The sequence below is a fragment of the Aquihabitans sp. G128 genome (genome assembly GCF_019048865.1).
In the GTDB taxonomy this organism is placed as follows: Bacteria; Actinomycetota; Acidimicrobiia; order Acidimicrobiales; family Iamiaceae; genus Aquihabitans.
On sequence record NZ_CP077604.1, the window covers coordinates 2,661,947 to 2,688,189 of the forward strand.

General features: G+C 73.6%; 31 protein-coding genes, 1 tRNA gene and 1 pseudogene. 5 read left to right on the top strand and 28 right to left on the bottom strand.

Annotated features, from left to right (window positions below):
* Positions 1-3 precede the first annotated feature (3 nt).
* The gene (locus KSP35_RS12650) at positions 4-948 is read right to left on the bottom strand and encodes a diacylglycerol kinase family protein (protein ID WP_216995916.1); all 945 of its coding nucleotides are present in this window, start codon (positions 946-948) and stop codon (positions 4-6) included.
* Between the two features lie 79 nt (positions 949-1,027).
* Here KSP35_RS12650 and KSP35_RS12655 point away from each other — a divergent pair, with 79 nt between their 5' ends.
* Positions 1,028-1,660 (top strand): response regulator transcription factor, encoded by a 633-nt coding sequence (locus tag KSP35_RS12655; RefSeq protein WP_216995918.1) that lies wholly within the window; start codon positions 1,028-1,030, stop codon positions 1,658-1,660.
* 6 nt (positions 1,661-1,666) lie between these two features.
* Here the strand turns inward: KSP35_RS12655 and KSP35_RS12660 are convergent, their stop codons facing one another.
* The 4 genes from KSP35_RS12660 to lysS are packed head-to-tail and all read right to left on the bottom strand — an operon-like array spanning position 1,667 to position 5,695.
* Entirely contained in the window at positions 1,667-2,503 is an 837-nt protein-coding gene (locus tag KSP35_RS12660; RefSeq protein ID WP_216995920.1) for an alpha/beta fold hydrolase, read from the bottom strand.
* Positions 2,504-2,524: 21 nt separating this feature from the next.
* Entirely contained in the window at positions 2,525-3,193 is a 669-nt protein-coding gene (locus KSP35_RS12665) for a hypothetical protein (protein WP_216995922.1), read from the bottom strand.
* Positions 3,190-4,158: an NAD-dependent epimerase/dehydratase family protein gene (locus KSP35_RS12670; protein ID WP_216995924.1), complete on the bottom strand. Its 969-nt coding sequence runs from the start codon at positions 4,156-4,158 to the stop codon at positions 3,190-3,192. Before KSP35_RS12670 ends, KSP35_RS12665 begins: the two co-directional genes overlap by 4 nt.
* 16 nt (positions 4,159-4,174) lie before the next feature.
* Complete coding sequence (gene lysS / locus KSP35_RS12675) at positions 4,175-5,695, bottom strand: lysine--tRNA ligase (RefSeq protein WP_216995926.1); 1,521 nt, start codon at positions 5,693-5,695, stop codon at positions 4,175-4,177.
* Between the two features lie 74 nt (positions 5,696-5,769).
* On the opposite strand from lysS, the gene KSP35_RS12680 reads away from it, so the two are divergent.
* Positions 5,770-6,237, top strand: coding sequence for a GNAT family N-acetyltransferase (locus tag KSP35_RS12680; protein ID WP_216995928.1), 468 nt, complete (start codon positions 5,770-5,772; stop codon positions 6,235-6,237).
* Between the two features lie 3 nt (positions 6,238-6,240).
* Here the strand turns inward: KSP35_RS12680 and KSP35_RS12685 are convergent, their stop codons facing one another.
* The 19 genes from KSP35_RS12685 to KSP35_RS12775 form a co-directional block, all read right to left on the bottom strand.
* Entirely contained in the window at positions 6,241-7,065 is an 825-nt protein-coding gene (locus KSP35_RS12685; RefSeq protein ID WP_216995930.1) for a type III pantothenate kinase, read from the bottom strand.
* Positions 7,066-7,301: 236 nt separating this feature from the next.
* A complete protein-coding gene (locus tag KSP35_RS12690) occupies positions 7,302-7,601 on the bottom strand; it encodes a hypothetical protein (protein ID WP_254126744.1) in 300 nt (99 codons plus the stop codon).
* Positions 7,562-8,227 carry a hypothetical protein gene (locus KSP35_RS12695; RefSeq protein ID WP_216995933.1) on the bottom strand — a complete coding sequence of 222 codons (666 nt, stop codon included), beginning with the start codon at positions 8,225-8,227 and terminating at the stop codon, positions 7,562-7,564. Before KSP35_RS12695 ends, KSP35_RS12690 begins: the two co-directional genes overlap by 40 nt.
* Positions 8,228-8,237: 10 nt before the next feature.
* The gene (locus tag KSP35_RS12700; protein ID WP_216995935.1) at positions 8,238-9,062 is read right to left on the bottom strand and encodes a phospholipid scramblase-related protein; all 825 of its coding nucleotides are present in this window, start codon (positions 9,060-9,062) and stop codon (positions 8,238-8,240) included.
* Positions 9,063-9,147: 85 nt separating this feature from the next.
* The gene (gene nadB, locus KSP35_RS12705) at positions 9,148-10,740 is read right to left on the bottom strand and encodes an L-aspartate oxidase (RefSeq protein WP_216995937.1); all 1,593 of its coding nucleotides are present in this window, start codon (positions 10,738-10,740) and stop codon (positions 9,148-9,150) included.
* Between the two features lie 61 nt (positions 10,741-10,801).
* On the bottom strand, positions 10,802-11,227 hold the full coding sequence (gene panD, locus KSP35_RS12710) for an aspartate 1-decarboxylase (protein ID WP_216995940.1): 426 nt from the start codon (positions 11,225-11,227) through the stop codon (positions 10,802-10,804).
* Positions 11,228-11,330: 103 nt separating this feature from the next.
* Positions 11,331-12,185, bottom strand: coding sequence for a pantoate--beta-alanine ligase (panC, locus tag KSP35_RS12715; RefSeq protein ID WP_216995942.1), 855 nt, complete (start codon positions 12,183-12,185; stop codon positions 11,331-11,333).
* Positions 12,186-12,199: 14 nt separating this feature from the next.
* A complete protein-coding gene (locus tag KSP35_RS12720) occupies positions 12,200-12,940 on the bottom strand; it encodes a DUF2520 domain-containing protein (protein ID WP_216995944.1) in 741 nt (246 codons plus the stop codon).
* A complete protein-coding gene (folK, locus tag KSP35_RS12725; protein ID WP_216995946.1) occupies positions 12,937-13,425 on the bottom strand; it encodes a 2-amino-4-hydroxy-6-hydroxymethyldihydropteridine diphosphokinase in 489 nt (162 codons plus the stop codon). Before folK ends, KSP35_RS12720 begins: the two co-directional genes overlap by 4 nt.
* Positions 13,422-13,796: a dihydroneopterin aldolase gene (folB, locus tag KSP35_RS12730; protein WP_216995951.1), complete on the bottom strand. Its 375-nt coding sequence runs from the start codon at positions 13,794-13,796 to the stop codon at positions 13,422-13,424. Before folB ends, folK begins: the two co-directional genes overlap by 4 nt.
* On the bottom strand, positions 13,793-14,308 hold the full coding sequence (locus KSP35_RS12735; RefSeq protein ID WP_216995953.1) for a hypothetical protein: 516 nt from the start codon (positions 14,306-14,308) through the stop codon (positions 13,793-13,795). The genes folB and KSP35_RS12735 overlap by 4 nt, the downstream gene beginning before the upstream one ends.
* Positions 14,309-14,390: 82 nt before the next feature.
* Positions 14,391-15,206 carry a dihydropteroate synthase gene (gene folP / locus KSP35_RS12740; protein WP_216995955.1) on the bottom strand — a complete coding sequence of 272 codons (816 nt, stop codon included), beginning with the start codon at positions 15,204-15,206 and terminating at the stop codon, positions 14,391-14,393.
* Between the two features lie 35 nt (positions 15,207-15,241).
* Positions 15,242-15,835 (bottom strand): GTP cyclohydrolase I FolE, encoded by a 594-nt coding sequence (gene folE, locus KSP35_RS12745; RefSeq protein WP_216995957.1) that lies wholly within the window; start codon positions 15,833-15,835, stop codon positions 15,242-15,244.
* The gene (gene hpt, locus KSP35_RS12750; protein ID WP_216995958.1) at positions 15,832-16,392 is read right to left on the bottom strand and encodes a hypoxanthine phosphoribosyltransferase; all 561 of its coding nucleotides are present in this window, start codon (positions 16,390-16,392) and stop codon (positions 15,832-15,834) included. The genes folE and hpt overlap by 4 nt, the downstream gene beginning before the upstream one ends.
* 81 nt (positions 16,393-16,473) lie before the next feature.
* Entirely contained in the window at positions 16,474-17,409 is a 936-nt protein-coding gene (gene tilS, locus KSP35_RS12755; protein WP_216995959.1) for a tRNA lysidine(34) synthetase TilS, read from the bottom strand.
* A 22-nt stretch (positions 17,410-17,431) separates the two neighbouring features.
* Entirely contained in the window at positions 17,432-18,493 is a 1,062-nt protein-coding gene (locus KSP35_RS12760) for a zinc-dependent metalloprotease (protein WP_216995960.1), read from the bottom strand.
* A gap of 2 nt (positions 18,494-18,495) precedes the next feature.
* On the bottom strand, positions 18,496-18,633 hold the full coding sequence (locus KSP35_RS12765) for a hypothetical protein (protein WP_216995961.1): 138 nt from the start codon (positions 18,631-18,633) through the stop codon (positions 18,496-18,498).
* 69 nt (positions 18,634-18,702) lie between these two features.
* A complete protein-coding gene (gene rsrA / locus KSP35_RS12770) occupies positions 18,703-18,930 on the bottom strand; it encodes a mycothiol system anti-sigma-R factor (RefSeq protein ID WP_216995962.1) in 228 nt (75 codons plus the stop codon).
* Positions 18,931-18,943: 13 nt separating this feature from the next.
* The gene (locus KSP35_RS12775) at positions 18,944-19,552 is read right to left on the bottom strand and encodes a sigma-70 family RNA polymerase sigma factor (protein ID WP_216995963.1); all 609 of its coding nucleotides are present in this window, start codon (positions 19,550-19,552) and stop codon (positions 18,944-18,946) included.
* A gap of 115 nt (positions 19,553-19,667) precedes the next feature.
* Between KSP35_RS12775 and KSP35_RS12780 the strand changes: the two genes are divergently transcribed.
* Positions 19,668-22,280: an EAL domain-containing protein gene (locus KSP35_RS12780; RefSeq protein ID WP_216995964.1), complete on the top strand. Its 2,613-nt coding sequence runs from the start codon at positions 19,668-19,670 to the stop codon at positions 22,278-22,280.
* A gap of 21 nt (positions 22,281-22,301) precedes the next feature.
* On the opposite strand, the gene KSP35_RS12785 is transcribed toward KSP35_RS12780, so the two are convergent.
* The 3 genes from KSP35_RS12785 to KSP35_RS12795 are packed head-to-tail and all read right to left on the bottom strand — an operon-like array spanning position 22,302 to position 24,680.
* Positions 22,302-22,874 carry a DUF664 domain-containing protein gene (locus KSP35_RS12785; protein ID WP_216995965.1) on the bottom strand — a complete coding sequence of 191 codons (573 nt, stop codon included), beginning with the start codon at positions 22,872-22,874 and terminating at the stop codon, positions 22,302-22,304.
* A gap of 43 nt (positions 22,875-22,917) precedes the next feature.
* Positions 22,918-24,243: an alpha/beta hydrolase gene (locus KSP35_RS12790; protein ID WP_216995966.1), complete on the bottom strand. Its 1,326-nt coding sequence runs from the start codon at positions 24,241-24,243 to the stop codon at positions 22,918-22,920.
* Positions 24,240-24,680: a hypothetical protein gene (locus tag KSP35_RS12795; protein ID WP_216995968.1), complete on the bottom strand. Its 441-nt coding sequence runs from the start codon at positions 24,678-24,680 to the stop codon at positions 24,240-24,242. Before KSP35_RS12795 ends, KSP35_RS12790 begins: the two co-directional genes overlap by 4 nt.
* A 148-nt stretch (positions 24,681-24,828) precedes the next feature.
* On the opposite strand from KSP35_RS12795, the pseudogene KSP35_RS25905 reads away from it, so the two are divergent.
* Positions 24,829-25,533 (top strand): annotated as a pseudogene (locus KSP35_RS25905) (PP2C family protein-serine/threonine phosphatase); the annotation flags it as partial.
* Positions 25,454-25,969, top strand: a complete 516-nt coding sequence (locus KSP35_RS12805; RefSeq protein WP_216995970.1) for a PP2C family protein-serine/threonine phosphatase — start codon at positions 25,454-25,456, stop codon at positions 25,967-25,969. The pseudogene KSP35_RS25905 and the gene KSP35_RS12805, both read left to right, overlap by 80 nt.
* Before the next feature lie 189 nt (positions 25,970-26,158).
* On the opposite strand, the gene KSP35_RS12810 is transcribed toward KSP35_RS12805, so the two are convergent.
* Positions 26,159-26,234, bottom strand: a tRNA-Thr gene (locus tag KSP35_RS12810).
* Positions 26,235-26,243: the final 9 nt, after the last annotated feature.

Consider the following 26,243-nt stretch of genomic DNA (forward strand, 5'->3'; position numbering starts at 1 on the left):
CCGTCAGGAGACGGGGTCGGCCTCGCGGACGTCGGGCTCGGGGGCCGGCTCCGGGGCCAGCACCTGCAGGGCACCGGGCCGGCACCGGTAGCGCAGCGGCAGGTCCATCCACCGCACCTCGCCGTCGAGCGCCACCCGCAGCCGCCGGGCCTTGCTGGTGACGGTCACCTCGGCCAGCTGGGCGACGTCGAGGTCGCGGGCCCGGCTCGTGCCGGAGACGAGCGAGCGGGCCGCCATGGCGATCAGCCCCCACCGCGACACCACCCGGGCGACCGACAGGCCGAGCAGCCCGTCCTCCAGGCTCTCGCGGACCACCAGGCCGCCGTCGGCGTTGTCGAACACGCCGTTGCCGATGAACACGAACGGCGTCCGCACGTGGCGGCGCTCGAACCCCTCGCCCACCAGGTCGAGGCGGTGGACCGGCAGGTCGCGCAGCACGCGGTAGACCGCCACCGGCACGGCTCGCACCTTGCCCCAGCCCCGGTGCTCGCGGATGTGGTCCCGCACCGCCACCATCGCCGGGTAGACGCCCAGCGCGGAGTTGTTGACGAAGGCGTGGCCGTTGACCTCGGCGACGTCGACGGGGCGGACCGCGCCGCCGACCAGGGCGGCCGCCGCCCCTTCGAGGTCGGCCGGCAGCCCGAGGTCCTTGGCGAAGTGGTTGAACGTGCCCAGCGGCAGGACGCCGATCACCAGGTCGGTCCCGGCGGCCACGCCGGCTGCGCAGTTCACGGTGCCGTCGCCACCGGCCACGATCACCGCGTCGGGTCGCTGCGGCCCGTCCCAGCTGCGCCGCATGACGGTGGGGATCTGGTCGGCGGGCACGACCTCGACCTCGGCGTCGGCCCCCGCTGCGGCGAAGGCGTCGCGGATGGCGGCCACCTGCCCGCCCTCGTCGGACTCGTCGACCGAGCCGGCTCCTCCGTTGACCAGGACGTGCACGCGCATCGCCCCGCACTACCCGGACGGGTGACCGGCGATGCCTCGGCGCCCGAAGCCCCGCTCCCCCCGGTGGCAGACTGCACCGATGGCGGAGCTCCGTGCCCTACGAGTGGTGGTGGCCGACGACCACCAGATCTGGCGGTCGGGGCTGCGCGCCGACCTGGGCGAGAACTTCGCCGTCGTCGGCGAGGCCGGCACCGCCATCGAGGCCATCGAGGCCATCCGGCGCGAGAAGCCGGACCTCGTGGTGTGCGACCTGAACATGCCCGAGGGCGGCGGCATCAAGGTGGCCCGCGAGTGCGGCGCCGACGTGCCGATCGTGATGCTCACCGTGTCGGAGTCGGAGCGGGACCTGCTCGACGCGGTGGCGGCCGGCGCGGTGGGCTACCTCGTGAAGTCCACCCCGGTGGAGGAGCTGCGCCGGGGCCTCTGGCAGGCGGCGCAGGGCGAGCCGGTGTTCTCCCCCAGCCTCGCCGCCCTGGTGCTCGGCGAGTTCCGTCGCATGCACAAGGGCTCCGGCGGCGGGCAGGCCCTCTCCGAGCGCGAGCGCGAGGTGCTGCAGTACGTCGCCCGCGGCCACACCTACCGGGAGATCGGCGAGCAGCTGTTCATCGCCGAGAAGACGGTGGAGAACCACGTCCGCAACATCCTCGGCAAGCTCCACCTCAACCGGAAGCAGGAGCTGATCCGCTACGCCCTCGACCACGGGCTCGAGTAGCGCTCGCTAGGGGGTCACGGCGCTGCTGAGCACGCCGGGCCGGGCCTGCACCCGGGCCAGGAAGTCCGACACGAGGTGGTTGAACGTCTTGGCCTGCTCCACCTGGAACAGGTGGGCGCCGCCCCGCACGATGGCCAGCTCGGCGCCCGGGATGAGCGAGGCGATCTCCTCGCCGTCGCCCTGGGTGGTGAGCACGTCCTGGCTGCCCACCAGCACCAGGGTCGGCACCGCGATCGTGCCCAGCTCCCCGCGCAGGCCGTCGTCCATGTCGAGGATGGCCCGGATCTGGGCCACGAAGGACGAGACCGGCACGCTGAACGCGAGCGGCCCGAGCACGGCCAGCGCCGGGGCCAGGCGGCGCAGCGAGCGGGGGCCCACCAGCCAGCGCAGGTTGCGGCGCACGAACTCCCGCATGCCGTAGCCCTGGGCCTGCTCCGCCCACTCGCTGAGCAGCTCGCGACGCCACTCGAAGTGGTGGCAGGCGGTGCAGGCGAGCACCAGCGAGCGGACCCGGTCGGGGAAGCGCACGGCCAGCACCTGGCTGATGATCCCGCCCATGGAGGCGCCGATCACGTGGGCCGAGCCGTAGCCGGCGTGGTCGAGCACGGCCACTGCGTCGGCGGCCATGACCTCGAGGTCGTAGGGGCCGGGCGGGCGGTCCGAGTCGCCCACGCCGCGGTTGTCGACGAGGATCAGCCGGAAACGGGACAGGGCCCGCTTCTGCAGCGTCCAGCCCCGGGAGTCGGCGCCCAGGCCCTGGATCATGAGCAGCGGCTCACCGTCGCGGTTGCCGGACAGGTGGTAGGCGATGCGGGTGCCGTCGGCAGCGTCAGCGAAGGGCATGGGGTCGTCTCCGGTTCCGGCTCACAGCCACCACGACGCCGGGAGGGCGTCGTCGAGGAGGGTCTGGACGGCGTGGCGGGTGGTCTCGGCCAGCTCGGCGGCGGCCAGCGGCCCGCCGGCCGCCGGGATGGCCACCGGCTCGCCGATGGCGATCCGCCACGCCCGACCGGTCTCGCGGCCCACCAGGGCGACCGGCACCACGGGCGCACCGGTGGCGAGGGCGGCTTCGAGGCGGGCGACCTCGAGGGTGCCTGCGTCCACCCGGCTGCGCAGCGAGCGCGAGGTGGGCAGGCCCACCAGCTGGCCGGCGCGCAGCAGGCCGGCGATCTCGTCGGTGCGGTCGAGCACGCCGCCGAAGCGGCGCACGAACGGCCCGACGGGCGCCACGTCGGGCACCCCGACCGTGCGCACGAAGCGCCCGGTGGCCTGGCGGACGCCCCGGGCCAGCACCCACGGCTCGCTGATGCCGAAGCGGCGGTTGCAGACCAGGACGGCTCCGCCCACGGCGGGCAGCTGCTCCGCACTGGAGACCTCGATGTCCCAACGCGCCGCGAAGATCGGGTCGGCCAGGGCGACCAGGTCGGGGTCGAGGCCCCACTCGTCGATGTCGAACTCGCCCCGCGCTCGCCGCTGCAGCAGGGCGAGCGCCTGGGCGCCCGGGATGCCCCGGCGGATGGCGTCGACGTTCACGCCGCCGCCCCCTTGGAGCTCGGCGTGAGGTGGGCGACCGACGCCCACTCGTAGAGCTGGGCCACGACGTCGTCGGTGGCCCGGGGCTCGATGCCGAGCACCCGACGGGCCTCGGCGCCGTCGGCCACCCCGCCGCGCACCAGCAGCTCGCGGGTGTGCTCCGGGAGGGGGGCGCCGAGCAGCTCGGCGGTGGCGGCAGCGAGGAGCCAGCCCGGGCCGACGACCGGGACGGGGATGCGCCCGCCTCGGCGGATGGCCTGGCTGGCGGTGATGGCGCCGGGGCCGACCACGTTGAGCGGGCCGTCGTGGAGGGCGCCGGCCGCTGCGACGATGGCGTGGGCCGCGTCCTCCTGGTGCAGGAGGCAGAAGGGCAGCTCGGCCAGCGGCGGCGGGGTGGCCACCAACGGCAGCCGCAGGAAGCGGCCGAGCGGGCTGGGGAAGCTGGGCCCCACGATGGGCCCGCAGCGCAGGCCGGTGACGGGCACGCCGGCCACCTGGCCGGCCTCGACCGCCACCTGCTCGACGTGGGCCAGCGAGCGGCCGAACGGCGTGGTCGGGTCGATGCGGGCGTCCTCGTCCGGGCGCGACGGGGCGCCCCGTCGGCGGCCGTAGACCTCGATGCCCGAGCGCACGACGATGCCGCGCAGCGACGGGCACGAGGCCGCCGCGCCCAGCACGGACACCGCCGAGGCGGCCGTGCCCAGCCGGGCCTCGGTGGGCTCGAAGCGGGCGTTGGGCTCGTACACGCCGAGGTGGAGGATCACCTCGGGGTCGAAGTCGCGCACCAGCAGCACGGCCTTGCGCCGGTCCCGGGGGTCGATGCGGTGGAACTCGGCCCGGGTGGTGCGCCGCCGCGGCGGGTACCCGTCGATGCCGACGATCTCGGTGAAGCGCTCGTCGGCCTCCAGCAGGTTGGCCACGCGCGTGCCCAGCTCCCCGCCCATCCCGGTGATCAGCGCACGCATCAGGCCTCCCCTCGGTTCACGACGGCCGGCCGCCCTCTACCCCGTCGCCCTCGGTCCGGTCCGTGTCGTCCGCCACGGCGGCGCTCAGCTGTTCGGGGCGCAGCGTGGGGAACAGCACGACGTCGCGGATGGTGCCCACGTCGGCCAGCAGCATCACCAGGCGGTCGATCCCGATGCCGAGGCCGCCGGTGGGCGGCAGGCCGTAGTCGAGCGCCCGGAGGTAGTCCTCGTCGACAGCCATGGCCTCGTCGTCGCCGGCCTCGCCGGCCTTGACCTGGTCCTCGAAGCGGGCCCGCTGGTCGTCCGGGTCGAGCAGCTCGCTGAAGGCGTTGCCGAGCTCGCGCCCGGCGACGATGGCCTCGAAGCGCTCGGTCATCCCGTGCAGCTCGCGGTGGGGGCGGGCCAGCGGCGACACCTCGATCGGGTACTCGGTGGCGAACACCGGGCTCCACTGGGCGGCTTCGGCGGTCTTCTCGTAGAGCTCCAGGATGAGCTTGCCGGGGCCGTAGCTGTCCTGCCACGGCACCTCGTGCTCGTCGCACAGGGCGCGGAGCTCGTCGACGGGCGTGTCGAGGCCGACGGTGACGCCGATCTGCTCGTGGATCAGCTCGGCCAGCGACGCCCGTCGCCACGGCACCGACAGGTCGAGGTCGCGGCCCTGGTAGCTGACCGTGGTGGAGCCGGTGAGCTCCTCGGCGAGGTAGGCCACCAGCTCCTCGACCAAGGCCATGATGTCGGTCCAGTCGGCGTAGGCCTGGTAGAGCTCGAGCATCGTGAACTCGGGGTTGTGCCGCGGGGACAGGCCCTCGTTGCGGAACACCCGGCCGATCTCGAACACCCGGTCGAAGCCGCCCACCACCAGCCGCTTCAGGTACAGCTCGGGCGCGATGCGCAGGTAGAGCTCCTGGTCGAGGGCGTTGTGGTGGGTGGTGAACGGCTTGGCCAGCGCACCACCGGGCACCGGGTGGAAGATCGGGGTCTCGACCTCCATGAAGCCGCGGTCCTCGAGCCAGCGCCGGGTGAGCGACACCAGCTTCGAGCGCAGCTGGAAGGCCCGGCGCGACTCGTCGGTCACCCAGAGGTCGACGTACCGCTGGCGGTAGCGGGTGTCGGGATCGCTCAGGCCGTGCCACTTGTCGGGGAACGGGCGGCGGGTCTCCGCCAGGGTGGTCCACTCCAGGACCTTCACCGACAGCTCGCCCTTGCGGGTGGTCATGACCTCGCCGCGGACGCCGATCCAGTCGCCCAGCGACAGCTTGCCGAAGGCCTCGAAGTCGGCCGTCTCGTTGGCCGGGGCGAACAGCTGGATGCGGCCGGTGGCGTCGGCCAGCTGGCCGAACACCAGCTTCCCCTGGCCCCGGCGCAGCAGCAGCCGGCCGGCGACGGTGACGATCTCACCCGTCTCGACGCCCGGCTCCAGGTCGCCGTGGGCCGCCTTGAGCCCGGCCGCCGTGGCATCGGGATCGAAGCGGTACGGGACGGACGGGCGGTCGGGCAACGAGGACTCCGGGATCGGGCGCTGGCGGCGCAGGATCAACCAGCCTGCCGCGTGGTGCCACGTCGGACCCAACTCTTCCGGGCGACGCCGAGCGTTGGGCGAGACTCGCCGCCATGACGTTCCGCATCCGACCGCTGCAGCCTGGCGACCGCACGGCCTGGGAGCCGCTGTGGGCGGCCTACCTCGACTTCTACGCCACGGAGCTGGCCGAAGGCGTCACCGACGAGGCGTGGCGGCGCCTCGCCGACGCCCTCGAGCCGGTGGGCGCGCTGGGGGCGTTCGCCGCCTCCGACCTCGGCGACGGCGACGGGGCGCTGCTGGGCTTCGCCCACCACACGTTCCACCGTGCCACCTGGTCGCTCACCTCGTACTGCTACCTCGAGGACCTCTACACCGACCCGGCGGCACGGGGCCGGGGCGTCGGCCGGGCCCTGGTGGAGGCCACCGCTGAGCTGGCCGTCGCCACCGGCAGCGACAAGCTGTACTGGCACACCGACACCACCAACGCCACCGCCCGCTCGCTCTACGACCAGCTCGCCACCCACGACGGCGTCATCGTCTACGAGCGCACGCTCCCCTGACGCTCAGCCGTTCCGGGCGAAGACGAGGCGGAGGCCGTGGAGGGTGAGCCACGGCTCCACCCGCTGGATGCTCGACGTGTACGGCGCGATCAGCTCGGCCAGGCCACCGGTGGCCACCACGGTGGGGGCGCCGAGCTCGTCGGTGAGGCGGCGGCAGATGCCGTCGACCTGGCCGGCGAAGCCGAAGATGGCGCCGGCCTGGATCGACTCGACGGTGGTCCGCCCGATGATGCTGCGGGGCTCCACCAGCTCCACCCGGCGCAGGGCGGCAGCCCGGGTGTAGAGGGCGTCGAGGCTGATCTCGACGCCGGGGGCGATCACGCCACCGAGGTACTCGCCCTTGGCCGAGAGGGCGTCGTAGGTGGTGGCGGTGCCGAAGTCGATGACGATCGCCGGCCCGCCGAACAGGTCGAGCGCGGCGACGGCGTTGGCGATGCGGTCGGCACCGACCTCCCGGGGGTTCTCGGTCAGGATCGGCATGCCGGTGCGGACGCCGGGCTCGATCACCACCGGCCGGAAGCCGAAGTACTTCTCGGTCATCTCCCGGAAGGCCGCCGTGCTGCGGGGCACCACCGAGGAGATGGCGATCCCGTCGATGTCGTCGTCGAACGAGAAGCCGTGGAAGCCCAGGAACTCCTGCACCACCAGGGCGTGCTCGTCGGAGGTCCGCTCGGCGTAGGTGGCGATGCGCCAGTGGTCGACCAGGTCCGCCTCGGCCCGGCTCCCGCCCTCGACGTCGTCGGGACCGAAGCCGTCGTCCACCTCACCCGGCGAGCGGAACAGCCCGATCACCGTCTGGGTGTTGCCGATGTCGATGGCCAACAACATGCCCGACAGCCTGCCCCGTCCCCCCCACCCCGTCCGAATCACCCCGGCACCCAGGCGAGCCGCGAAGCCGAGGCGCCCTCTCTCCCACCAAGAAGGCGGTCACGAAGGGCAGGAGCCTGGCCCTTCCGAGCGAAGCGAGCTCGGGGGGTGTCGGGGGCGGAGCTTGCGGAGCCCCCTGACGACCAACGACGGCGGCTCCGCCGCCGTCGTTGCGAGAAGCGCCGGGCGTCAGCCCGTCAACCAGGAAGCTCGGAGGAAGGGACGGAGCGCAGCGACGTCCCTGACGACGAAGTGACCTCGATGTCCAGCCCGATGTCGAGGACGGGGGACGAGTTGGTGAGCGAGCCGCTGGAGACGACGTCGGCGCCGGTGTCGGCGTAGCTGCCGACGGTCTCGAGGGTGATGCCGCCCGACACCTCGAGCAGGGCTCGCCGCGTGCCGGCGATCGCCGCGTGCTCGTCGGCCACGGCGACGCAGGCCCGGACCTCGTCGGGGCTCATGTTGTCGAGCAGCAGGGCGTCGGCCCCGGCCTCCAAGGCCTGCACCACCTGGTCGAGCCGCTCGCACTCGACGTGGACGGTGCGGCCGGGCCACACGTGCGCGCCCGGCGGACGGCTTCGTCGATGCCGAGGGCCGTGAGGTGGTTGTCCTTGAACATCACCCAGTCGCTGAGGTTGCCGCGGTGGTTGCGGGCACCGCCGGCGCGGACGGCCGCCTTCTCCAGCGACCGCAGGCCGGGCGTGGTCTTGCGGGTGTCCCAGACGCGCAGCGGGGCGGCGGCGTCGGCGAAGGCGCGGGTGCGGGTGGCGATGCCGCTCAGGTGCCCGAGGAAGTTGAGGGCGGTGCGCTCGGCGGTGAGCACCGAGGCCAGCGGCCCGGTGACGGTGCCGAGCACGGCGCGGGGTTCGACGCGGTCGCCGTCGGCCACCGCCCACGTGCAGGCGATGGCCGGGTCGACCTGGGCGAAGGTCTCGTCGACGCACGCGGTGCCGGCGATGACGCCGGCCGTGCGCACCACGAACTGCGCCTCGGCGCGCGCCTCCGGCGGCAGCAGGGCGGCGCTGAGGTCGCCGAGCGGGGTGAGGTCCTCGGCCAGCGCGAGGGTGACCGCGGCCCGGATGGTGAACGCCGGGACCGGCGCCAGGGCGGGCGCATCGCTCACCGGGCCGCGCTCAACGGCTGTCGTCCTGCTTCAGGGCGGTGTCGACGCTGACCGCGGCGGCCACCACGAGGCTGAGGAGCGGGCCCTCGAGCGGGCGGTGGATCTGCACGACGTAGTTGTCGGCGGTGGTGAACATGGCCCGGGCCAGGCCGGCGAAGGTCTTGGTGATGCGGGCGACCTCGGTGCCGCTGGCGTCGTTGATGGCGAAGTTCCAGGCCCGCCAGTTCTCGGCGTTGATGGAGCCGACCGGCTGGCCGCCGGCCACCAGGCCGAAGCGGATCTTGCCGATCATGTTCTCCTGCAGGATCTGGCCGATCTCGGCCCCCTGGCCGTCCTGCACCAGGATCTTCGACTTCATCACCTTGGCCGGGCGGGTGAGCTGCAGCTGGATCTGCCCGTGGATGTCGACCACCTGGTACTTGTGGGTCAGGAACTGGTCGACGTTGGTGAGGACCCGCAGCACCTTCTTGGCGGTGCTCTGGCCGATCTCGCGCACGGCGCCGATCTGGGTGCCGTGCTGGTCGAGGATGGCGTACTCGTTGTTGACCTCGATGAGCTTGGCCTTCTGGTTCACCACCAGGACCGGCTCGGTGAACAGCGTGCCGCCGCCCTGGACGGCGCCGGCCTCGATGCCGGCCTTGGCCAGGCCCTTCTGCACCCGCTCCTGCTTGACGTCGCTGAGCGGCACGTGGCCCGGCCCGGTGATGGGGTCGACCGACTGCTTGCCGTGCGAGCTGACCTGGTCGGTCCAGTTGGTCCCGTCGAACCAGCGGTACTCGTGCTTGCCCATGGGGTCCGGGTACCAGTTCGGGCCGTGGCTGCCGGTGTCGCTCATCTCGGTGTTCGCTCCTCGGGGGGTGTGCTCGATCCCGCCGGAGGTTAGTGGGCGGCGAACGTCGCGCTGCCCGGGACCGACGCCGCTACACGAAGACGGTTCGGTGGGCCTGGGCGGGGTCGGTGGCGGGGAAGTCGTCGCGGGTGTGGGCGCCGCGGCTCTCCTCGCGGCGGCGGGCGGCGTCGACCACGGCCCGGCCGACGGTGGCGAGGTTGCGCAGCTCGTAGTCGGCCACCGTGTCGGCCCGGGGCGCGGCCAGGGCGGCGGCGACCACCACGGCGGCGGCGTCGAGGCGGGCGGCGTCGCGCAGGACGCCGGCGTTGTCGGTGAGCTCGCGCTGCAGGACGAGGCGGGCCTTGGCGGGGTCCTCGGGCAGCAGCGACGGGTCGGCCTCGACCGGGTCGAGGTGCACGAAGCGCCCGCCGATCACGCCGGCCGGCACGGTGTCGGGGCGGTCGGGGTCCATCCCGAGGACGGTGCGCATGGCGCCCGAGGCCTCGGGGCCCGACACCCCGGCCTCGATGGCCTCCACGGCCCGGGGGCCGAAGACCATGCCCTCGAGCAACGAGTTGGAGGCGAGCCGGTTGGCGCCGTGAACGCCGGAGCACGAGGCCTCGCCGGCGGCCCAGAGGCCGGGCAGCGACGACGCGCCCTGGAGGTCGGTCACGATGCCGCCACAGGTGTAGTGGGCGGCCGGGGCCACCGGCAGCCAGTCCTTGGCCGGGTCGAGGCCGGCGCGGGTGAGCTCGGCGGCGATGTTCGGGAACCGCTGGTCGAAGTCCTCCAGGCCGGTGGCGTCGAGGAACACGTGGTCGGTGCCCAGCTCCTGCATGCGCCAGGTCTCGGCGCGGGAGACGACGTCGCGGGGCTGGAGCTCGTCGACGAAGCGCTCGCCGTTGGTGTCGCGCAGCAGGGCGCCGTGGCCGCGCAGGGCCTCGGTCAGCAGGGGCCGCGGCATGGAGTCGACCGACAGGGCGGTGGGGTGGAACTGGATGAACTCGATGTCGGCGACCGCCACCCCGGCGCGCAGGGCCATGGCGATGCCGTCGCCGGTGGCCTCCAGCGGGTTGGTGGTGACGGCGTAGAGCTGGCCGGCGCCGCCGGTGGTGACGAGCACGTTGCGGGCCCGCACCTCCTGGATGGTGCCGTCGGGGAAGAGGGCGGTGACGCCCCGGCAGCGGCCGGCCTCGACGATCAGCTCCAGCGCGAAGGCGTGCTCGTGGAGGGCGGCGGCGGTGAGCTGCACGGCCTCGACCAGCGCCCGCTCGACCTCGGCCCCGGTGGCCGAGCCGCCGGCGTGGACGATGCGGGCCAGGGTGTGGCCGCCCTCGCGCGCCAGCTCCAGCTCGCCGCGGCTGTCGCGGTCGAAGATCGCCCCGAGGGTGATGAGGTCGTTGACCCGGGCCGGGCCCTCGTCGACGAGCACCCGCACGGCCTCGGCGTCGCACAGGCCGGCGCCGGCCTTGAGGGTGTCGGCCAGGTGGAGGTCGGTGGAGTCCGGGTCGCCGCCGAGCACGGCGGCGACGCCGCCCTGGGCCCAGCGGGTGGTGGCCTGGGGCAGCTCGCCCTTGGTGAGCACGCCCACCCGCATCTTGTGGGTGTCGGCGGCCCGCACGGCGGCGGAGAGCCCCGCCACCCCGGACCCGAGGACCAGGAGGTCCAGTTCGGCATCGACCATCTGGTCAGTCTGGCCCGTCGCTCCCCCACCCCGTCGAACCGGACACCCGTGGGCGATCGGCTCAGCGGATGGCGTCGACCTCGACGTAGCGGCGCGGCGCCGGCGTGTGCAGCGCGGCGAGCGCGGTGGCGGTTGCCTCGTCGACGATGGCGTTGGCCGTGTCGACGTGCACGATGCGCGGCTCGTAGGTGGCCAGCTCGGCCTGCTCGTAGTCGGCGTAACTGATGAGGATGACCTTGTCTCCGGGCGACACGAGGCGGGCCGCCGCACCGTTGAGGCAGACGTCGCCGGTGCCGCGCGGCCCCTCGATGACGTAGGTCTCGAGGCGGGCGCCGTTGTCGATGTCGACCACCGCCACCTGCTCGAACTCCACCAGGTCGGCGGCGTCCATCAGGTCCCGGTCGACCGTGACCGAGCCCACGTAGTGCAGGTTCGCATCGGTCACCGTGGCGCGGTGGATCTTGGACTTCATCATCCGTCGGCGCATGGCTGACGTCCTTTCGTGGTGGGCGCCGGCGAGCCGGTCGCCCCCGTCTCGGAGCCCCGCCATTGTGCCCGTACAAACCTGCCCTGCGGCAAATCGGCGCCGGTCAGGGGAGATCGACGGCGAGGTTGTCGAGGAGCCGGGTGGTGCCGAAGCGGGCGGCCACCAGGAGGCGCTGCTCGGTGCCGCCCACCACGGTGGCCGGCTCGAGGGTGAGGGCGTCGACCAGCTCGGCGTAGTCCAGCGTCGCCTCGGGCTCGGCGGCCACCGCGTCGGCGAGCGCGGCGCGCACCCGGTCGACGTTGCGCTCGCCGTCGGCGGCCGCCGCGGCGGCAGCCTGCAGGCCCCGGTGCAGCGCCGGCGCCGCCGCCCGCTGGGCCGGCGTGAGGTAGACGTTGCGACTGGACATGGCCAGCCCGTCGGGCTCGCGGACGATGGGGCACCCGACGACGTCGACGGGCATCGAGAGGTCGGCGACCATGCGGCGGACCACGGCCAGCTGCTGGAAGTCCTTGTCGCCGAAGTACGCCCGGCACGGCCCGGCGATCGAGAACAGCTTGGCCACCACGGTGGCCACCCCGGCGAAGTGCTCCGGCCGCGACGCCCCCTCGAAGCGCTCGGTGACGCCGCCCACCGAGACCGTCGTGAGCACCGGCACCGGGTACATCTCGGCCACCGACGGCGTGAACACGTGGGCCACGCCGCACTCGTCGGCCAGGGCCAGGTCCCGCTCCAGGTCGCGGGGGTAGGCACCGAGGTCCTCGTTGGCGGCGAACTGCAGCGGGTTCACGAAGATGCTCGCCACCGCGGTCTCGTTCTCGGCCGACGCCTGGCGCATCAGCGAGGCGTGGCCCTCGTGGAGGTACCCCATGGTCGGCACGAAGCCGATGCCCCGCTCGTCCTCGCGGGCCAGCTCGAGCGCCGCCCGGAAGCCGGCGATGGTCTCGTGCACCTCGGGCATGGCCGACAAGCTAGTCAGAGGCCGGGAGGGAGCCCGTGGCCGTCGACCAGGCGGCGGGCGGCGGCCGCGAGGGCGCGGTAGGCGTCGTGCTCGGAGGCGTCGAGGGCGGCGAGGTGGCGGGCGACGGTGGGCCAGTCGCCGCGAGCGACCGGGCCGGTCAACGCAGCCTCGGGGCCCAGGGCGGCGACGTTCTCGAGGGTGGCGCGGGCCAGGTCGAGGTAGGCCTCCGCCGGCACGCCGATGCCGCCGGCGATGCGGGCGACCTGGCCCATGAGGGCCACCAGGTGGTTCGAGGCCACCGCGGCAGCGGCGTGGTAGGCGGCCCGGTCCGCATCGGCCACCTCGAACCACCGACCGTCGAGGTCGGCGACGGCCCGCACGGCCAGCGGGTCGCCGGCCACCGCGAACCAGGCGCCGGCGGCCAGTCGCCGGGCGCCCACCTCGGCGTCGGGCAGCGAGACCAGCGGGTGCAGCGCGGCCACCCGCCGGTGCGGGGCCAGGACGTCGAGGCCCAGGCTCCCGGCCAGGTGCGCCACCACCGCCCGCTCGTTCGGCTGGACCCTCGACGCCACCTCGGCCACGGTGGCATCGGGCGTGGCCACCACCAGCAGGTCGGTGCCGTCGAGCGCGCCGGCCACGTCGTCGTCGCGGCCCAGGAGGCCGACGAGCTCCCACCCGGCTCGTTGCAGGGCGGCGGCCAGCGAGCGGCCGGCCCGCCCGGGGCCGATCACCCGGAGGCGGGGCGCGACCGTCACCCGTCGGCCGGCTCCCAGCCCTCGAGGTGGCCGGCGGGGTGGACCTGGCCCTGGGCTCGGTCCATGACGTCGGCGTCCACCAGCTCCGGAGCGAGGTCGGCCAGCGGCGCCAGCACGAAGAGGCGCTCGAACATGCGCGGGTGCGGGACCTCGAGGTCGGGCTCGGCGACGGTGGTGCCGTCGATCCAGAGGATGTCGACGTCGAGGGTGCGCGGGCCCCAGCGCTCGAGCCGGACCCGGCCGGCGCCCGACTCGAGGCGGTGGCAGGCCGCCAGCAGCTGGCGGGCGGTGAGGTCGGTGTCGAGCTCGACCACCAGGTTGAGGAACCGGCCCTGGTCGGGCCCGCCCACGGGATCGGTCTCGTAGACGGGCGAGACGGCCACCACCGCGGTGCCCATGGAGGCGCCCAAGGAGCCGACGGCCTCCTGCAGGTACTTGCGCCGGTCGCCCAGGTTGGAGCCCAGCGAGAGGAACGCTCGCGTCATCGGGCGCGGTGGATGCGCACGCCGGAGGTGGCGAGGGCGTGGGGCACCGGGGGCCGGAGCTTGCGCAGCCAGACGGTGACGGCGTCGATGCGGGGATCGACGGCGAGCACGGCGTCGGCGATCACCGCCGAGAGGTGCTCGAGCAGCTGCGGGGTCCCGGCGGCGACGACCGCCGCGACCGCGTCGCAGAGGGCGCCGTAGTCGACGGTGTCGGCCAAGGCGTCGGAGGCGCCGGCGGCCGAGAGGTCGGCGTGGACGTCGAGGTCGACCTGCAGGGGCTGGGCCCGCACGCGCTCCTCGGGGAGCGCGCCGCAGATGCCGACCAGCTCCAGGCCGCGCAGCTCGATGACGTCGGGCGCCGCAGGGCTCAAGACGACGCCCGGGGCAACCCGAGGGCGATGGTCACCAGCTCACGGCCCTGGGGGCCGAGCTGGCGCTGCACGAGGCGCTCGGTGAGCGAGATGGCCTTGGGCCCGGTGGGCAGCAGGCCGGCCCACACGAGGTAGCCGGCGATGATCCCCGACAGCCGGTCGCCCAGCTCCTCGCCGTGGATCAGCACCTTGTTGCCCGCCGCCAGCAGGTCGCGCAGCTCCGGGTAGAAGGCCAGGAGGTAGGTGGCGGCGTCGTCGTGGTTGCCGAACGGGCGGTGCTGCCAGTTGACGCCCAGCTCGTCGTAGTTGTGCAGGTTGGCCGGCGACGGCACGATCGAGATCACCGGCGCGAAGCCCTGCTCGCGCACCCAGATGATCTCCTCCTGGCGCCGCACGCGGCGGTGGTTCGAGCCGTAGCCGCCCGGCCGCTCGCACACCGCCAGGGCGTCCTTCATGACCCATCGGAAGTTCCGGGGCTCGATCCCCTGGGCCCACTTGCCCTTCACCGCCACGTCTGCGTCTCCTCGTTCACGTCATCGACCTCGTTCATCGGGGGCGTCGTCGCCCCTCGCGGATGCGGACCTCGTGGGGCGCTCACGCCGCCACCGTCCGCAGGGCGGCGACGGTCGCCGCCACGTCGTGGACCCGCACCAGGCCGACGCCGGCGGCAGCGGCCGCCACCGCGGTGGCCACCGAGCCCTCCAGGCGATCGCCGGCGGGGATCGGCTCGGGGGCGCCGTCGGCCTCGGCCAGCACCGCCGCGAGGAAGCCCTTGCGGCTGGTGCCGACGGCGACCGGCCAGCCGGTGGCCACCAGGTCGTCGAGGCCCGCCAGCAGGGCCCAGTTGTGCGCCGGGGTCTTGCCGAACCCGATGCCCGGGTCGATCCACACCTCGGCCACGCCGGCCTCGAAGGCCGCCTCGGCCCGCTCGACCAGGTAGGCGAGCACCTCGACCAGGACGTCGTCGTAGGTGGGCGCCACCTGCATGGTGCGCGGCTGGCCCTGCATGTGCATGGCGACCCACCCGGCCCCGGTCTCGGCGGCGACCTCGTGCAGCGAGGCGGTGATGTCGTTGACCAGCGAGGCGCCGGCCGCGACCGCAGCCCGGGCCACGGTGGGCTTGGCGGTGTCGATCGAGACCCGCACCTCGCCGGCGAGGGCCTCGATCACGGGCAGCACGCGAGCCAGCTCGTCGGCCTCGGCCACCGGGTCGGCCCCGGGCCGGCTGGACTCGCCGCCCACGTCGACGATGTCGGCGCCCTCGGCCACCAGGGCCCGGCCGTGGGCGATGGCCCGCTCGGCGTCCGAGAACCGTCCCCCGTCGGAAAACGAATCGGGGGTGACGTTCAGGACCCCCATGACCAACGGATGCACGGGAGGAAAGGTTACCGGCCCCGTCAAATCGAGCATCGGGGCAGGTCAGGGACCTGTGGCCCGCGCCCGGATCAGCGGTTCTGGACGAAGCGCATGGCCTCTTCGCGCGTGGCCACGTTGGTGCGGAACAAGCCCCGCACCGCCGAGGTCACCGTCGACGAGCCGGCCTTCTTCACGCCCCGCATGGACATGCAGAGGTGCTCGGCCTCGATGACCACCATCACGCCCTTGGGCTCCAGGCTGGCCTGGAGGGCGTCGGCCACCTGGCTGGTGAGGCGCTCCTGGACCTGGGGCCGCTTGGCGTAGCCGTCGATCAGCCGGGCGAACTTCGACAGGCCGATCACCCGGCCGTCGCCGTTGGGGATGTAGGCGACGTGGGCCTTGCCGATGAAGGGGGCCAGGTGGTGCTCGCAGAGCGAGTACAGCGGGATGTCGCGGACCATGACCATCTCGTCGTGGTCGGCCTCGAAGGTGGTGCGCAGGTGCCGGGTGGGGTCCTCGTGGAGGCCGGAGCAGATCTCGGCGTACATGCGCGCCACCCGGCCCGGCGTGGCCAGGAGGCCGTCGCGCTCGGGGTCCTCGCCGATGGCCTCGAGGATCTCGCGCACCGCGGCCTCGATGCGAGCGGTGTCGACGGTGGTGGTGGGCTCTTCGGCGTCGGTCACGATCCCGCTCCCGTGTAGGCGGCGATGTAGGGCAGGTTGCGGTAGCGCTCGCTCACGTCGAGGCCGTAGCCCACCACGAAGTCCGGCGGGATCTCGAAGCCCACGTAGCGCAGGTCGGTGTCGGTCTTCTGCAGGCCCTCGCGCACCAGCAGGGCGCACACCTCGACGCTGTTCGGGTTGCGGGCCAGCAGGTTCTTGCGGAGGTACGCCAGCGTGAGGCCGCTGTCGATGATGTCCTCGACGATGAGGACGTCCCGACCGCTGAGGTCGAGGTCGAGGTCCTTCACGATGCGCACCACGCCGCTCGACTTGGTGGCGTTGCCGTAGGACGACACGGCCATGAAGTCGAACTCGACCGGCAGGTCGATCTGGCGGGCGAGGTCGGCCATGAAGAGGAACGCCCCCTTGAGCACGCCCACCAGCAGGGGCGCCCGCCCGGCGTAGTCGGTGGTGACCTGCGCGCCGAGCTCGGCGATCCTCGCCTGCAGCGCCTCGGCGCTCACGATCACCTCGCCGATGTTCGGATCGTCGGCGTACGGGACGGCACCATCAGCCATGGCGGGCAGCATTGCAGAAGCGGCCACGGTCCCCAACCCGACCGGGGAGGCTCACGGCGCCGTCGGGCCTGGTCAGGCCGGTCAGGCCGGGCGGTCCGGCGGTTCGAGGCGCAGCCGTCCGGCGGTGCGGGCCACCCGCCACCCGCCCGCCACCTGGCAGGCCACTGCGTCGCCTGCCGCGACGGCGAGGACGCGGTCGACCGCCGCGGCCTCCGCCGGGTGGCCGTCGCCGACGCCTGCGGCCAGCAGCCAGGCCCGGATCGCCGCCCCGGCCACCGGCCGGGCGGCGGCGCGCAGGTCGGCCGCCGAGGTGGGGTCGACCAGCACCGCCAGGGCCACGAGGGCGTCGTCGACCTCGGCGAAGAGCTCGGCCTGGCGCACCAGGAGCGGCACGGGGTCGCGGCGGCCGAGGTCGGCCAGCAGCGGGAGCAGCTCGTGGCGCACCCGGTTGCGCAGGAACGCCGGGTCGAGGTTGGACGGGTCCTGCACCGGGAGCAGGCCGAGCGCCGCGCACAGCGCCTCGGTCTCCTGGCGGCGCACGTCGACCAGCGGGCGCCGCGGGCTGCGCCGGATGCCCGCCATGCCGGCCGGGCCGGCGCCGCGCGCCAGGTTCAGCAGCACGGTCTCGGCGCGGTCGTCGGCGGTGTGGCCGGTGAGCACGTCCGCCGGGAGCACGCCGTAGCGCGCTGCACGGGCCCGGGCCTCGAGGTTGGGGCCCGGGGCGACCACGACCTGCTCGGCGCGGAACCCGGCACCCAGGCGCCCCGCCACGTCGGCCACCACCTCGGCCTCGGCCGCGGAGCCGGCCCGGATCCCGTGGTCGACGTGCACCGCCACCACCTCGCACCCGGCGGCCACGGCCAGGACCAGGAGCGCCAGCGAGTCGGCGCCGCCGGAGACCGCCACGGTCACGGGCGTGCCCGGAGGCGGGAAGGGGCAGCGGGCCGCCAGCGCAGCCACGAGCGGCGCGCCGAGGTCGAGGGTGCCGGACGTGCGGGGCTCGACCGGGGAGCTCACGGTCGGCGGCGGCGCGCCGGGCTCAGGCGGCGACGACCGGGCCGACCCGGGCGATCCACAGGTCGGGGTCGCGGATCTCGGCGATGCTCGGCAGGTTGCCGGGGTCGACCCAGGCGACGTCGAGCAGCTCGGTGCCGCCGTGCTTCTCGACGACCTCGATGAACGCCTCGCCCTGCTCGTACTGCTTCATCTTGGCGTCGAGGCCGATGAGCTTCTGCAGCAGCTTGGCCGCCGGGTTGCCCTGCTGGCGCCGCTGGCGCAGCACCTGGCCGAAGCGCTCGGCGCTGGGGATCTGGTCGGCGCCGGCGCGGTCCATGGTGACGTCGCCGTGGCCCTCGAGCAGGCTCATGAGGCCGGCCACGCGGTCGAGCACCAGGCGCTGCTCGGGCGAGGCGAGGATGGCCATGATGCCGCCGTCGTCGAGCGGGTTCTTGCCCGAGCGGAGGTCGCCGGCCAGGCGGCCCAGCGCATCGGTGAGGTGCTTCGGGTCCGGGTCGACCGAGCCGACGGTCTCCTGGACGAGGCCCAGGAAGTGCTGGCGCATCCAGGGGATGCCGGTGAACTGGGCGCGGTGGGTGACCTCGTGCAGGGCCAGCCAGTGGCGGAACTCCCGCGGCGGGAAGGCGAAGCGCTTCTCCAGCCCGAGGATGTTGGGCCCGACGTAGTACACGATGTCCTGGTCGTCGGGGTTCTCGTCCTCGACCACCAGCAGGTCGTACTGGCCGAGCACCCGGCTCGACATCCAGCCGAGCATCATCCCCATCTCGGCCCCGGCCACCCGGCTGGCCACGGGGGCGAGCGGGCTGGTGGAGAGGGCGTCGAGCTTGTCGGTGATGGGTCGCAGCAGGCGCTGGAACGAGGCGATGTTGGCCCGCACCCAGCCCTGGCGGTCGGTGACGCGGGCCCGGGCGTTGCCCGACAGGCTGCGCAGGCCGGTGGCGGCGGCGACCTGGTCCTCGGCCAGCGAGGTCAGCTCCTCGAAGTCGGTGGACAGCGAGGCGTAGTGGTACGAGTCGGCGAAGGGCTCACGGCCGGCGGCGCGCACGGCCACCTTCTCGGCCAGGCCCCAGTCGACCGCACCCACGGTCAGCTCCGGCCGCGGGGCGGGTACTTGGGGCGGACGACCTTGTTCAGGTACCCGACGATCGTGGCGAGCACGAAGAGGACGGCTCCGAACACGAGCGGGAGGGCGATCCAGAAGTGCCAGACCTGGGCGAACAGCATGGGGGGCATCCTATGGTCGGGTGGACCTGCCCCCGCCAGTCGGGGCGGCCGGGCCGGCGGGCGGTGGGATCAGCCCTCGGCCTCGATGGCCTGGGCGATCCGGTTCCGCAGCGCATCGGGCACCTGGTCGGTGCACCGGTTGCGCACCACCGTGCGCAGCTCGGCCTCGAAGTCGAACGCCTCGAGGCACGGCGAGCAGTCGTCCAGGTGGTGCTGGATGTGGCTCCGGTCGTCCTCGGTGAGGTGCCCGTCGAGGTACTGGTAGAGCTCTCGAAGCGTCTTGTTGCAATCAGCCATGGGAGGTTCCTGGTCAGCGTTCGGTCGCCGGAGCGGCCGTCACGGGCTCGGGATCGGAGGGCTCATCGGCAAGCCCGTGGGTGACGGCATAGTCGAACAACCCCTTCTGCAGCGCCTTTCTTCCCCGGTGCAACCGGCTCATCACGGTGCCGATCGGGATGTCGAGGATCTCGGCGATCTCCTTGTAGGAGAAGCCCTCGACGTCCGCGAGGAGCACGGCCATGCGGAACGACTCCGGCAGGGCCTCCACCGCGGCCTTCACCTCGGCCTCGCTGAAGGTGTCCATCAGCTCGTCCTCGGCGCTGCGCCCGAGGCTCGCCGCCTCCAGGCCGCCGAGCCGCTTGTAGAGGTAGAGGTCCTCGACCTCGTCGAGCTCGGACTCCTCCGGCCGGCGCTGCTTGGCCCGGTAGGAGTTGATGTAGGTGTTGGTGAGGATGCGGTACATCCAGGCCTTGAGGTTGGTGCCCTCCTGGAAGCCCTTGAAGCCGCGGTAGGCCCGGAGGTAGGTCTCCTGGACGAGGTCGTCGGCGTCGGCCGGGTTGCGGGTCATCCGCAGGGCGCCGGAGTAGAGCGAGCTCATGAGGGGCATCGCCTGCTCCGCGAAGGTCGCTTGGTCGGCCATCGGGCCAACCTACCGGGTGCGGGCCGTGCGCAGCACCCGGTTCGGCAGGCGACGACAGGCCCCGAGAGGCGTATCGTGGCGCCGGGGTCACCACCCCTCGGGTCGGGAGAGGGCCATGGAGCAGGTGCCGGGCAACACCGAGAGCGACGGCACGCCGATCCCCCTCGGCGGCTGGGAGCAGGTGTTCGCGCGGTCCCCCATCCCGATGGGCGTGGCCCAGGGCTTCCGGTGGGTCCGGGTCAACGAGGCGCTCGCCGAGCTGATCGGCCTGCCGGCGTCGGAGATCGTCGGCCACGACTCCCGCCGGTTCCTGGGTGCCGACATCCTCGACGGGATCGCCCAGGCGATGGTGGCGGCCGCCGAGGGGGCCCGCCGCCTGCACCTCGAGGGCACGGTCGTCACGGGCGACGGCACTGAGCGGTGGGCGTCGATCGACGCCGTGATCATCTTCGGCACCGCCACCGACGGCGACGTCGACGCCGTCACCGCCGTGGTGCAGGCCACCGACCTCACCGACCTCCACGCCGCCCGCGAGTCGGTGGCCGCTTCCGAGCGGCGCTACCGCAGCCTGCTCGCCAACATCAGCGACACCGTCTCGCTCACCGATGCCGACGGCAACCTCCTGTTCTCCACCGGCCGGCAGAACCGGGCGCTCGGCTACACGGCGGCGCACTGGGAGGACCTGCACCCGCTGTCGCTGATCCACCCGGACGACCTCGAGCGGGCGACGGCCGCGTGGCAAGCCGGCCTCGAGCGACCGGGGGTCGAGCTGGGCGAAGAGGTGCGCATGCGAGGCGCCAACGGCTCGTGGGTCGACGTCGTGGTGACCGGCGTGAACCTCCTGCACGATCCCGACGTCGGCGGGATGGTCATCACCACGCGCAACATCACCGCGCTGCGGCGGGCCGAGCGGCTGGCGTCGAGCCAGGCGGCGGTGCTCGAGCTCATCGCCCGGGCGGCGCCGTTGGCCGACGTGCTCGATCGCTGCGTGGAGCTGGTGGAGGAGAACGGCATCGGCGGCCAGTCCTCGATCTACCTGCTCGACCAGGATCGGCTGGTCATGCGGGCCGGGCGGGCGCCGGAGGTGCTCAACGCCTTCATGGCCCCGCCGCCGAGGACCCCGCCGCGCTGCCTGTGCGACGTCGCCATCGCCTCCGGCGCCGCGGCCTACCTGCCGGACCTCGACCACCACCACGGGCACGGCGAGAGCCTCGATGAGCTGCTGGAGCTGGGCCACCAGCTCGGCGTCGGCGCCGCGTGGAGCCAGCCCATCGTCTCCATCGGCACCGGCGAGCCGGTGGGCACGCTCTCCACCACCTACGAGCGCCCCCACGTCCCCGACCGCCACGAGCAGCGGGTGGGCGAGCTGGCGTCGAGCCTGGTGGCCATCGCCCTGGAGCGGGTGGAGAGCGAGGCCCGGCTGGCCCACCAGGCGCTCCACGACGCCCTCACCGGGCTGCCCAACCGGACGCTGCTGCTCGACCGCCTCGACCACGCGCTGGCCCGGCGGGACCGCCACGACGAGGGCCTGGCCCTGCTCTTCTGCGACCTCGACCGGTTCAAGGTCGTGAACGACAGCCTGGGCCACGGCGTGGGCGACCAGCTGCTCGTGGCCTTCGCCGATCGCCTCCGGGCCACCCTGGCGGTCGGCGACACCGTGGCCCGCTTCGGCGGCGACGAGTTCGTGGTCCTGCTCGAAGGCGTCGAGGACCGCGCCGAGGCGACCGAGGTGGCGGCCCAGGTCGCCGCCTCACTGGAGCAGCCCTTCGTCCTGCCCGGCGGCCAGGAGGTGTACCTCACCGTCAGCATCGGCCTCGCCCACGCCGGCAGCCACGAGGGCGGCGACGCGTGGCTGCGCGACGCCGACGCCGCCATGTACCGGGCGAAGGAGCGGGGCCGGAACCGCATCGAGCGGTTCGACACCGACATGCGCGAAGCGGCCACCAAGCGCCTCCAGGTCGAGACCGACCTGCGCCGAGCCGTCCCGCTGGACCAGCTCGCCGTGCACTACCAGCCGGTGGTCGACCTCGGCTCGGGTCGCATCGTCGGCGCCGAGGCCCTCGTGCGCTGGCACCACCCCGAGCGCGGGCTGCTGGCGCCCGACGACTTCATCGCCATCGCCGAGGAGACCGGTGCCATCGAGGCGCTCGGCCGCCACGTCCTCGATCGCTCCATCGGCGACCTGAGCGGCGTCCTCCGACGCCTCGGCCCTCGGCCGTTCCAGCTCGGCGTGAACGTGTCGGCCCGCCAGCTCAGCGGCCCCGGCCTCGACCTCGTGGTGCAGGAGCTGTGCATGCGTCACGGCTGGGACCCCCACGACCTGCTCCTGGAGATCACCGAGTCGGCCCTCACGGTCGGCATCAACGGGCCGGTGGACCTGCTCGACCGGATCACCGCGCTCGGCGTCGAGGTCGCGCTCGACGACTTCGGCACCGGCCACTCGTCGCTCACCCGCCTCGGCCGCATGCCGGTGGGCCAGATCAAGATCGACCGCAGCTTCGTGGCGGCCATCGACCACGCCGGCGGGCGCCTGGTGAAGATCGTCGACGCCGTGGTCGCCATGGCCCGGGCGCTCGACCTGCGCATCTCCGCCGAGGGCATCGAGAGCCAGGAGCAGCTCGACCACCTGCGCCGGGCCGGCTGCGAGCTGGCCCAGGGCTACCTCTTCGCCAAGCCGCTCCCGCTCGACGAGTTCGAGCAGCTCCTGGCCGCCGACCCCCGCTGGTAGCCACCCGCCGCGCCGCCAGGCTCAGGACGACGGCCGCCAGCCGGGTGGGGGGTCCTCGCCGGTGCGACCGTCGACGGCCTCGCGCAACAGGTCGGCGTGGCCGGTGTGGCGGCCGTACTCCTCGATCAGGTCGCAGAGGAGGCGGCGGAGGCTGGCGTGGGTGCCGTCCGGGGCGGTCAGGTTCGTGGGCTGGTCGATGCCGCCCGCCGCGAGGGCGACAGCGAACCGGGTACGGGACCGGGCCACCGCGCCGTCCCAGAGGGCGTAGAGCTGCTCCGGGGCGTCGTCGGCGGCGGAGGTGAGCTCCCAGTCCTCGTCGTCGTCCCACGGGGCGCTGGCCCACGGTTCGCCCACCGGGTCGCCGCGCAGGCGGGCCGTGGACGCGTGGTCCTCCTGCAGGGCCAGGTGCTTGAGCAGCCCGCCCAGGGTCAGGGTGGAGGCGCCCACCCGCGCTGCGAGCCCGTCGGCGTCGAGCCCGTCGGCCTTCCAGCGGAACGTGGTCCGGAGCCGGTCCAACGCCCCGAGCACGTGGTCCACCTCGGTCCCGGCGAAGGGCGGCTCCCAGGGCCTGGCGTCGTCGTCGTCGTCAGCCATGCCGGGACCGTAGACCGGTCGCCTCCCGATGACGAGGGTGGCCTCAGCGGCCGATCTGGTCGTCGTAGACGTGGTCCAGGGGGTTGCCGTCGTGCTCCTTGTCGGAGTCGTCGTTGAGCTCCATGTCCGGGTCGAGGCTCAGGTGGCCCTCGCCGTGCTCGTCGCCCAGGCCGCTCTCGTGGTCGACGATCGTGGTGCTCAGGCCCCGGTCGTCCCGGGCCTCGATCAGGTCCTGGATGGAGTCGTCGCCCGGCTCGGCCTCGCCGAGGGCGTGGATGGTGCCGTAGTCGAAGTACTTGTTCAGGGCGTCGTCGCCGTCGTTGACCGTGACGGTGAGGGTCTTGATGCGATCCGACACGAGCGCCCCGAAGTCGTTCGCATCCTCCTCGTAGCCGTAGCGCGGGATGGCCGGCTCGATGGCGAGGTAGTCCACCTGGAAGCCGCCGTCGTCGGCCATGTCCGTCAGCGCGTTGAGGGCGACCTTGTTACCGAGGCTGTGGGCCGAGAGCTTCACGTCGGCATCGGGGTTCGACGCGTTCAGGGCGTCGAAGATCCGGGTGAGCGCCGCAGCCGCCGGGTCGGCGTTGCCCCGGGCCTCGTTCCAGTCGGTCGGGCCGCTGCCGGAGTCCCAGTCGACGGTGACGATCGTGGTGTCGTCCTCGCCCCGCTCGTGGTAGCGGGTGGCCACGTGGTGGCCGGCCGACTCCAGCGGGTCGGTGCCGGTGGTGAAGCCGTGGACCAGGAAGTGCAGCGGGCCGTCTTCGCCGTCGATGCCGTGCAGGCGGAGGATCTCCTGGACGTCCTCCTGCGAGTAGCCCTCGAGGATGCCGGGGTCGTTCAGGTTCAGCCGGATCTCCCGGGGCTCGCCGTTCGAGCCGTCGTTGTTCACGTCGACCAGGTCCTTGGAGAGCTCGTAGAGCCGATCGGTCTCCCGCTTGAGGTGGGCCAGGCGCTCGGCCGGGGTCTCCGGCGCGGTGCTGAGGAAGAACGGCGAGCTCAGGTCGAGGTGGACGGTGTCGTGGGGCTGGTGCTCCTGCCGCAGCTGCAGGAACAGGTCGAGGTAGGTCAGGTCGGGCAGCTCGCCGCTGTCGAGCTCGCCATCGGCGTCGGCATCGAGGGCCCGCAGCGCGTCGGCGTAGCCCTGGACGCTCGTGGAGGCGGCGCGGAGGTCCGAGACCGCCGAGCTGACCCGCCCCTGGATCGAGCACGGCGCACCGAGCGGCGGCGACGCCGGGGCCGTGGTGAGCGCCAGCCAGGCCACGCCGTACGCGGTGGTCGAGTGGTCGGTCAGGTCGAGCACCCCGCTGGCGTCCACGGCGTAGGCGTCGAGCACCGCCGGGTCGGCGCCGAGCACGCCGCCGTCGGTCATGCCGCCACCACCGGCTCGGGCGCGTCCCGCTTCGCCTTCCAGCGGGCGAGGTCGGTCTCGTACTGGTGCTGGCGGAGGTCGGCGGCGGCGATGGCGTGGACGAGCCAGTCGCGGTCGACCTGCAGAGCGGCGGTGCAACCGGGTGCGACCTCCTGGCCGGCCTCGATCACCCGGTCCTCGAACCGGCCCCGGGCGGTCCCGCTGAACGTGCCTCCCAGGATCAGCTCGCCGGTGAGGTGGCGGTGCTGGGTGGACGCCCGGTGCAGGTCGTCGAGGAGGGCGTCGATCGCCCGGATCGCCGCCCGGGCCTCGGCGTAGGGGAACACCGGCTCCGTCGGGGGCGGGCCCAGTGGCGGGGTCGAGTGCGGCATGGGCACCGGGCCGGGGCCCGGCCCGGGGCGGACGGGCGGCATGGGGACCGGGCTCGGCTCGGGCATGGGGTCGACCGTACGGACGCCGGGCGCCGGCGTCTCTGGGGCGCGGACCCCAACGGGGGCGGGAACCAGCCCGCCAGGTAGGTTCCCCACGGTGAAGGAGCCAGTTGGAGATGCCGCTCGACTGGCCGCCCTCAGCGCCTGCCGGGTCATGGACGGCCCGCCGCGGCCCCACCTGGACCGCATCGCCGAGCTCGTCGTCTCGTTGACCGGGGCGCCCGTGTGCCTCGTCTCGCTGGTCGACGAGCGGCGCCAGTTCTTCGCTGCCCAGATCGGGATGCGGGGCCAAGCGGCCGACGACCGGGGCACCCCGCTCTCGCACTCGCTGTGCCGCTACGTGGTCCTGTCCGACGACGCCCTGGTGATCGACGACGCTGCGGCCGACCCCGAGTTCCGGGACCACCCCGCGGTCACCGACCTGGGCGTGGCGGCGTACTGCGGTGTGCCGATCCGGGACCCGGCCGGCCACACGCTCGGCAGCCTCTGCGCCATCGACACCGTTCCGCACGCCTGGACGGCCACCGACGTGACCACGCTGCGCGCCCTGGCCGAGGCCGTCAGCGCCGAGATCGAGACCGACGTGCGCTACCGGCGGCTCACCGTCGACCTCCACCGCCGCCTGCTCCCCGCCACCCTGCCGGCGAGCACCCGGTGGGACCTCGGCGCCGCCTACCGGTCCCTCGACACCGACGTCGGCCTCGGCGGCGACTTCTACGACGCCATCGAGGGGCCCGACGGCTGCCTCACCCTCGTGATCGGCGACATCGTCGGCCACGATGCCGACGCCGCCATCGCCATGGGCCAGCTCCGTGCCGCCACCATCGCCCTCGTCCACCAGGGCGCCTCGCTCGCTGGCGTGGCCGGCACGCTCGACCGCACGTGCGCCTCCCTGCCCAACGTCTTCTGCAGCGCGTGGGTGGCCGTGCGGCTCGACGCCGACGCGCGGGGGGGCCACCTACCTCTCGGCCGGCGCCATCCCGCCGCTGCTCGTCACCGCGGCCGGTGCCAGCCGGTACCTCGAAGCGGCATCGGGCGGCCCCATCGGGGTGCGCGAGCCTCGGTCCGAGGCCCCGATCGAGCTCGGCCCCGGCGACACCCTCGTCCTCTGCAGCGACGGCCTCGTCGAGGAGCGGCGGGCCTCCATCGACCTCGGGCTCGAACGGCTGTCGGGCACCGCCGCCCGGCGCCGGACCGACGCCGCCCAGGACCTGGCCGACGCCCTGCTGGCCGACCGCACCGGCTCGTCCGATCCCGGCGACGACATCGCCGTGCTCACCTGCCGCATCGCCTGACCGCAGTGCAGCTGGGCAGAGGATCCTTGGAGCCCGAGAGGAGCACCGAGCTCCTCACCCCACCTCATGACGATGAGCCCGCCGCAGAGCAGCTGGGCAGAGGACCTTTGGAGCCCGAGAGGAGAATCGAGCTCCTCGGCCCACCTCATGACGATGAGCCCGCCGCAGAGCAGCTGGGCAGAGGACCTTTGGAGCCCGAGAGGAGAATCGAACTCCTGACCTGCTCATTACGAGTGAGCTGCTCTGCCGTCTGAGCTACCCGGGCGTGGGAACG

What these genes read in the sequence shown, in the direction of transcription:
- rsrA (WP_216995962.1), bottom strand. Translation starts at nt 18,930, where the DNA reads ATGGCTGATTGCAACAAGACGCTTCGAGAGCTCTACCAGTACCTCGAC.
- KSP35_RS12775 (WP_216995963.1), bottom strand. Translation starts at nt 19,552, where the DNA reads ATGGCCGACCAAGCGACCTTCGCGGAGCAGGCGATGCCCCTCATGAGC.
- nadB (WP_216995937.1), bottom strand. Translation starts at nt 10,740, where the DNA reads ATGGTCGATGCCGAACTGGACCTCCTGGTCCTCGGGTCCGGGGTGGCG.
- KSP35_RS12795 (WP_216995968.1), bottom strand. Translation starts at nt 24,680, where the DNA reads ATGCCCGAGCCGAGCCCGGTCCCCATGCCGCCCGTCCGCCCCGGGCCG.
- KSP35_RS12680 (WP_216995928.1), top strand. Translation starts at nt 5,770, where the DNA reads ATGACGTTCCGCATCCGACCGCTGCAGCCTGGCGACCGCACGGCCTGG.
- KSP35_RS12765 (WP_216995961.1), bottom strand. Translation starts at nt 18,633, where the DNA reads ATGCTGTTCGCCCAGGTCTGGCACTTCTGGATCGCCCTCCCGCTCGTG.
- panD (WP_216995940.1), bottom strand. Translation starts at nt 11,227, where the DNA reads ATGCGCCGACGGATGATGAAGTCCAAGATCCACCGCGCCACGGTGACC.
- folK (WP_216995946.1), bottom strand. Translation starts at nt 13,425, where the DNA reads ATGACGCGAGCGTTCCTCTCGCTGGGCTCCAACCTGGGCGACCGGCGC.
- folP (WP_216995955.1), bottom strand. Translation starts at nt 15,206, where the DNA reads ATGCTCGATTTGACGGGGCCGGTAACCTTTCCTCCCGTGCATCCGTTG.
- hpt (WP_216995958.1), bottom strand. Translation starts at nt 16,392, where the DNA reads ATGGCTGATGGTGCCGTCCCGTACGCCGACGATCCGAACATCGGCGAG.
- KSP35_RS12655 (WP_216995918.1), top strand. Translation starts at nt 1,028, where the DNA reads ATGGCGGAGCTCCGTGCCCTACGAGTGGTGGTGGCCGACGACCACCAG.
- KSP35_RS12685 (WP_216995930.1), bottom strand. Translation starts at nt 7,065, where the DNA reads ATGTTGTTGGCCATCGACATCGGCAACACCCAGACGGTGATCGGGCTG.
- panC (WP_216995942.1), bottom strand. Translation starts at nt 12,185, where the DNA reads ATGCCCGAGGTGCACGAGACCATCGCCGGCTTCCGGGCGGCGCTCGAG.
- KSP35_RS12805 (WP_216995970.1), top strand. Translation starts at nt 25,454, where the DNA reads ATGCCGACGCCGCCATCGCCATGGGCCAGCTCCGTGCCGCCACCATCG.
- KSP35_RS12650 (WP_216995916.1), bottom strand. Translation starts at nt 948, where the DNA reads ATGCGCGTGCACGTCCTGGTCAACGGAGGAGCCGGCTCGGTCGACGAG.
- KSP35_RS12700 (WP_216995935.1), bottom strand. Translation starts at nt 9,062, where the DNA reads ATGAGCGACACCGGCAGCCACGGCCCGAACTGGTACCCGGACCCCATG.
- KSP35_RS12670 (WP_216995924.1), bottom strand. Translation starts at nt 4,158, where the DNA reads ATGCGTGCGCTGATCACCGGGATGGGCGGGGAGCTGGGCACGCGCGTG.
- KSP35_RS12660 (WP_216995920.1), bottom strand. Translation starts at nt 2,503, where the DNA reads ATGCCCTTCGCTGACGCTGCCGACGGCACCCGCATCGCCTACCACCTG.
- KSP35_RS12785 (WP_216995965.1), bottom strand. Translation starts at nt 22,874, where the DNA reads ATGGCTGACGACGACGACGACGCCAGGCCCTGGGAGCCGCCCTTCGCC.
- KSP35_RS12790 (WP_216995966.1), bottom strand. Translation starts at nt 24,243, where the DNA reads ATGACCGACGGCGGCGTGCTCGGCGCCGACCCGGCGGTGCTCGACGCC.
- KSP35_RS12780 (WP_216995964.1), top strand. Translation starts at nt 19,668, where the DNA reads ATGGAGCAGGTGCCGGGCAACACCGAGAGCGACGGCACGCCGATCCCC.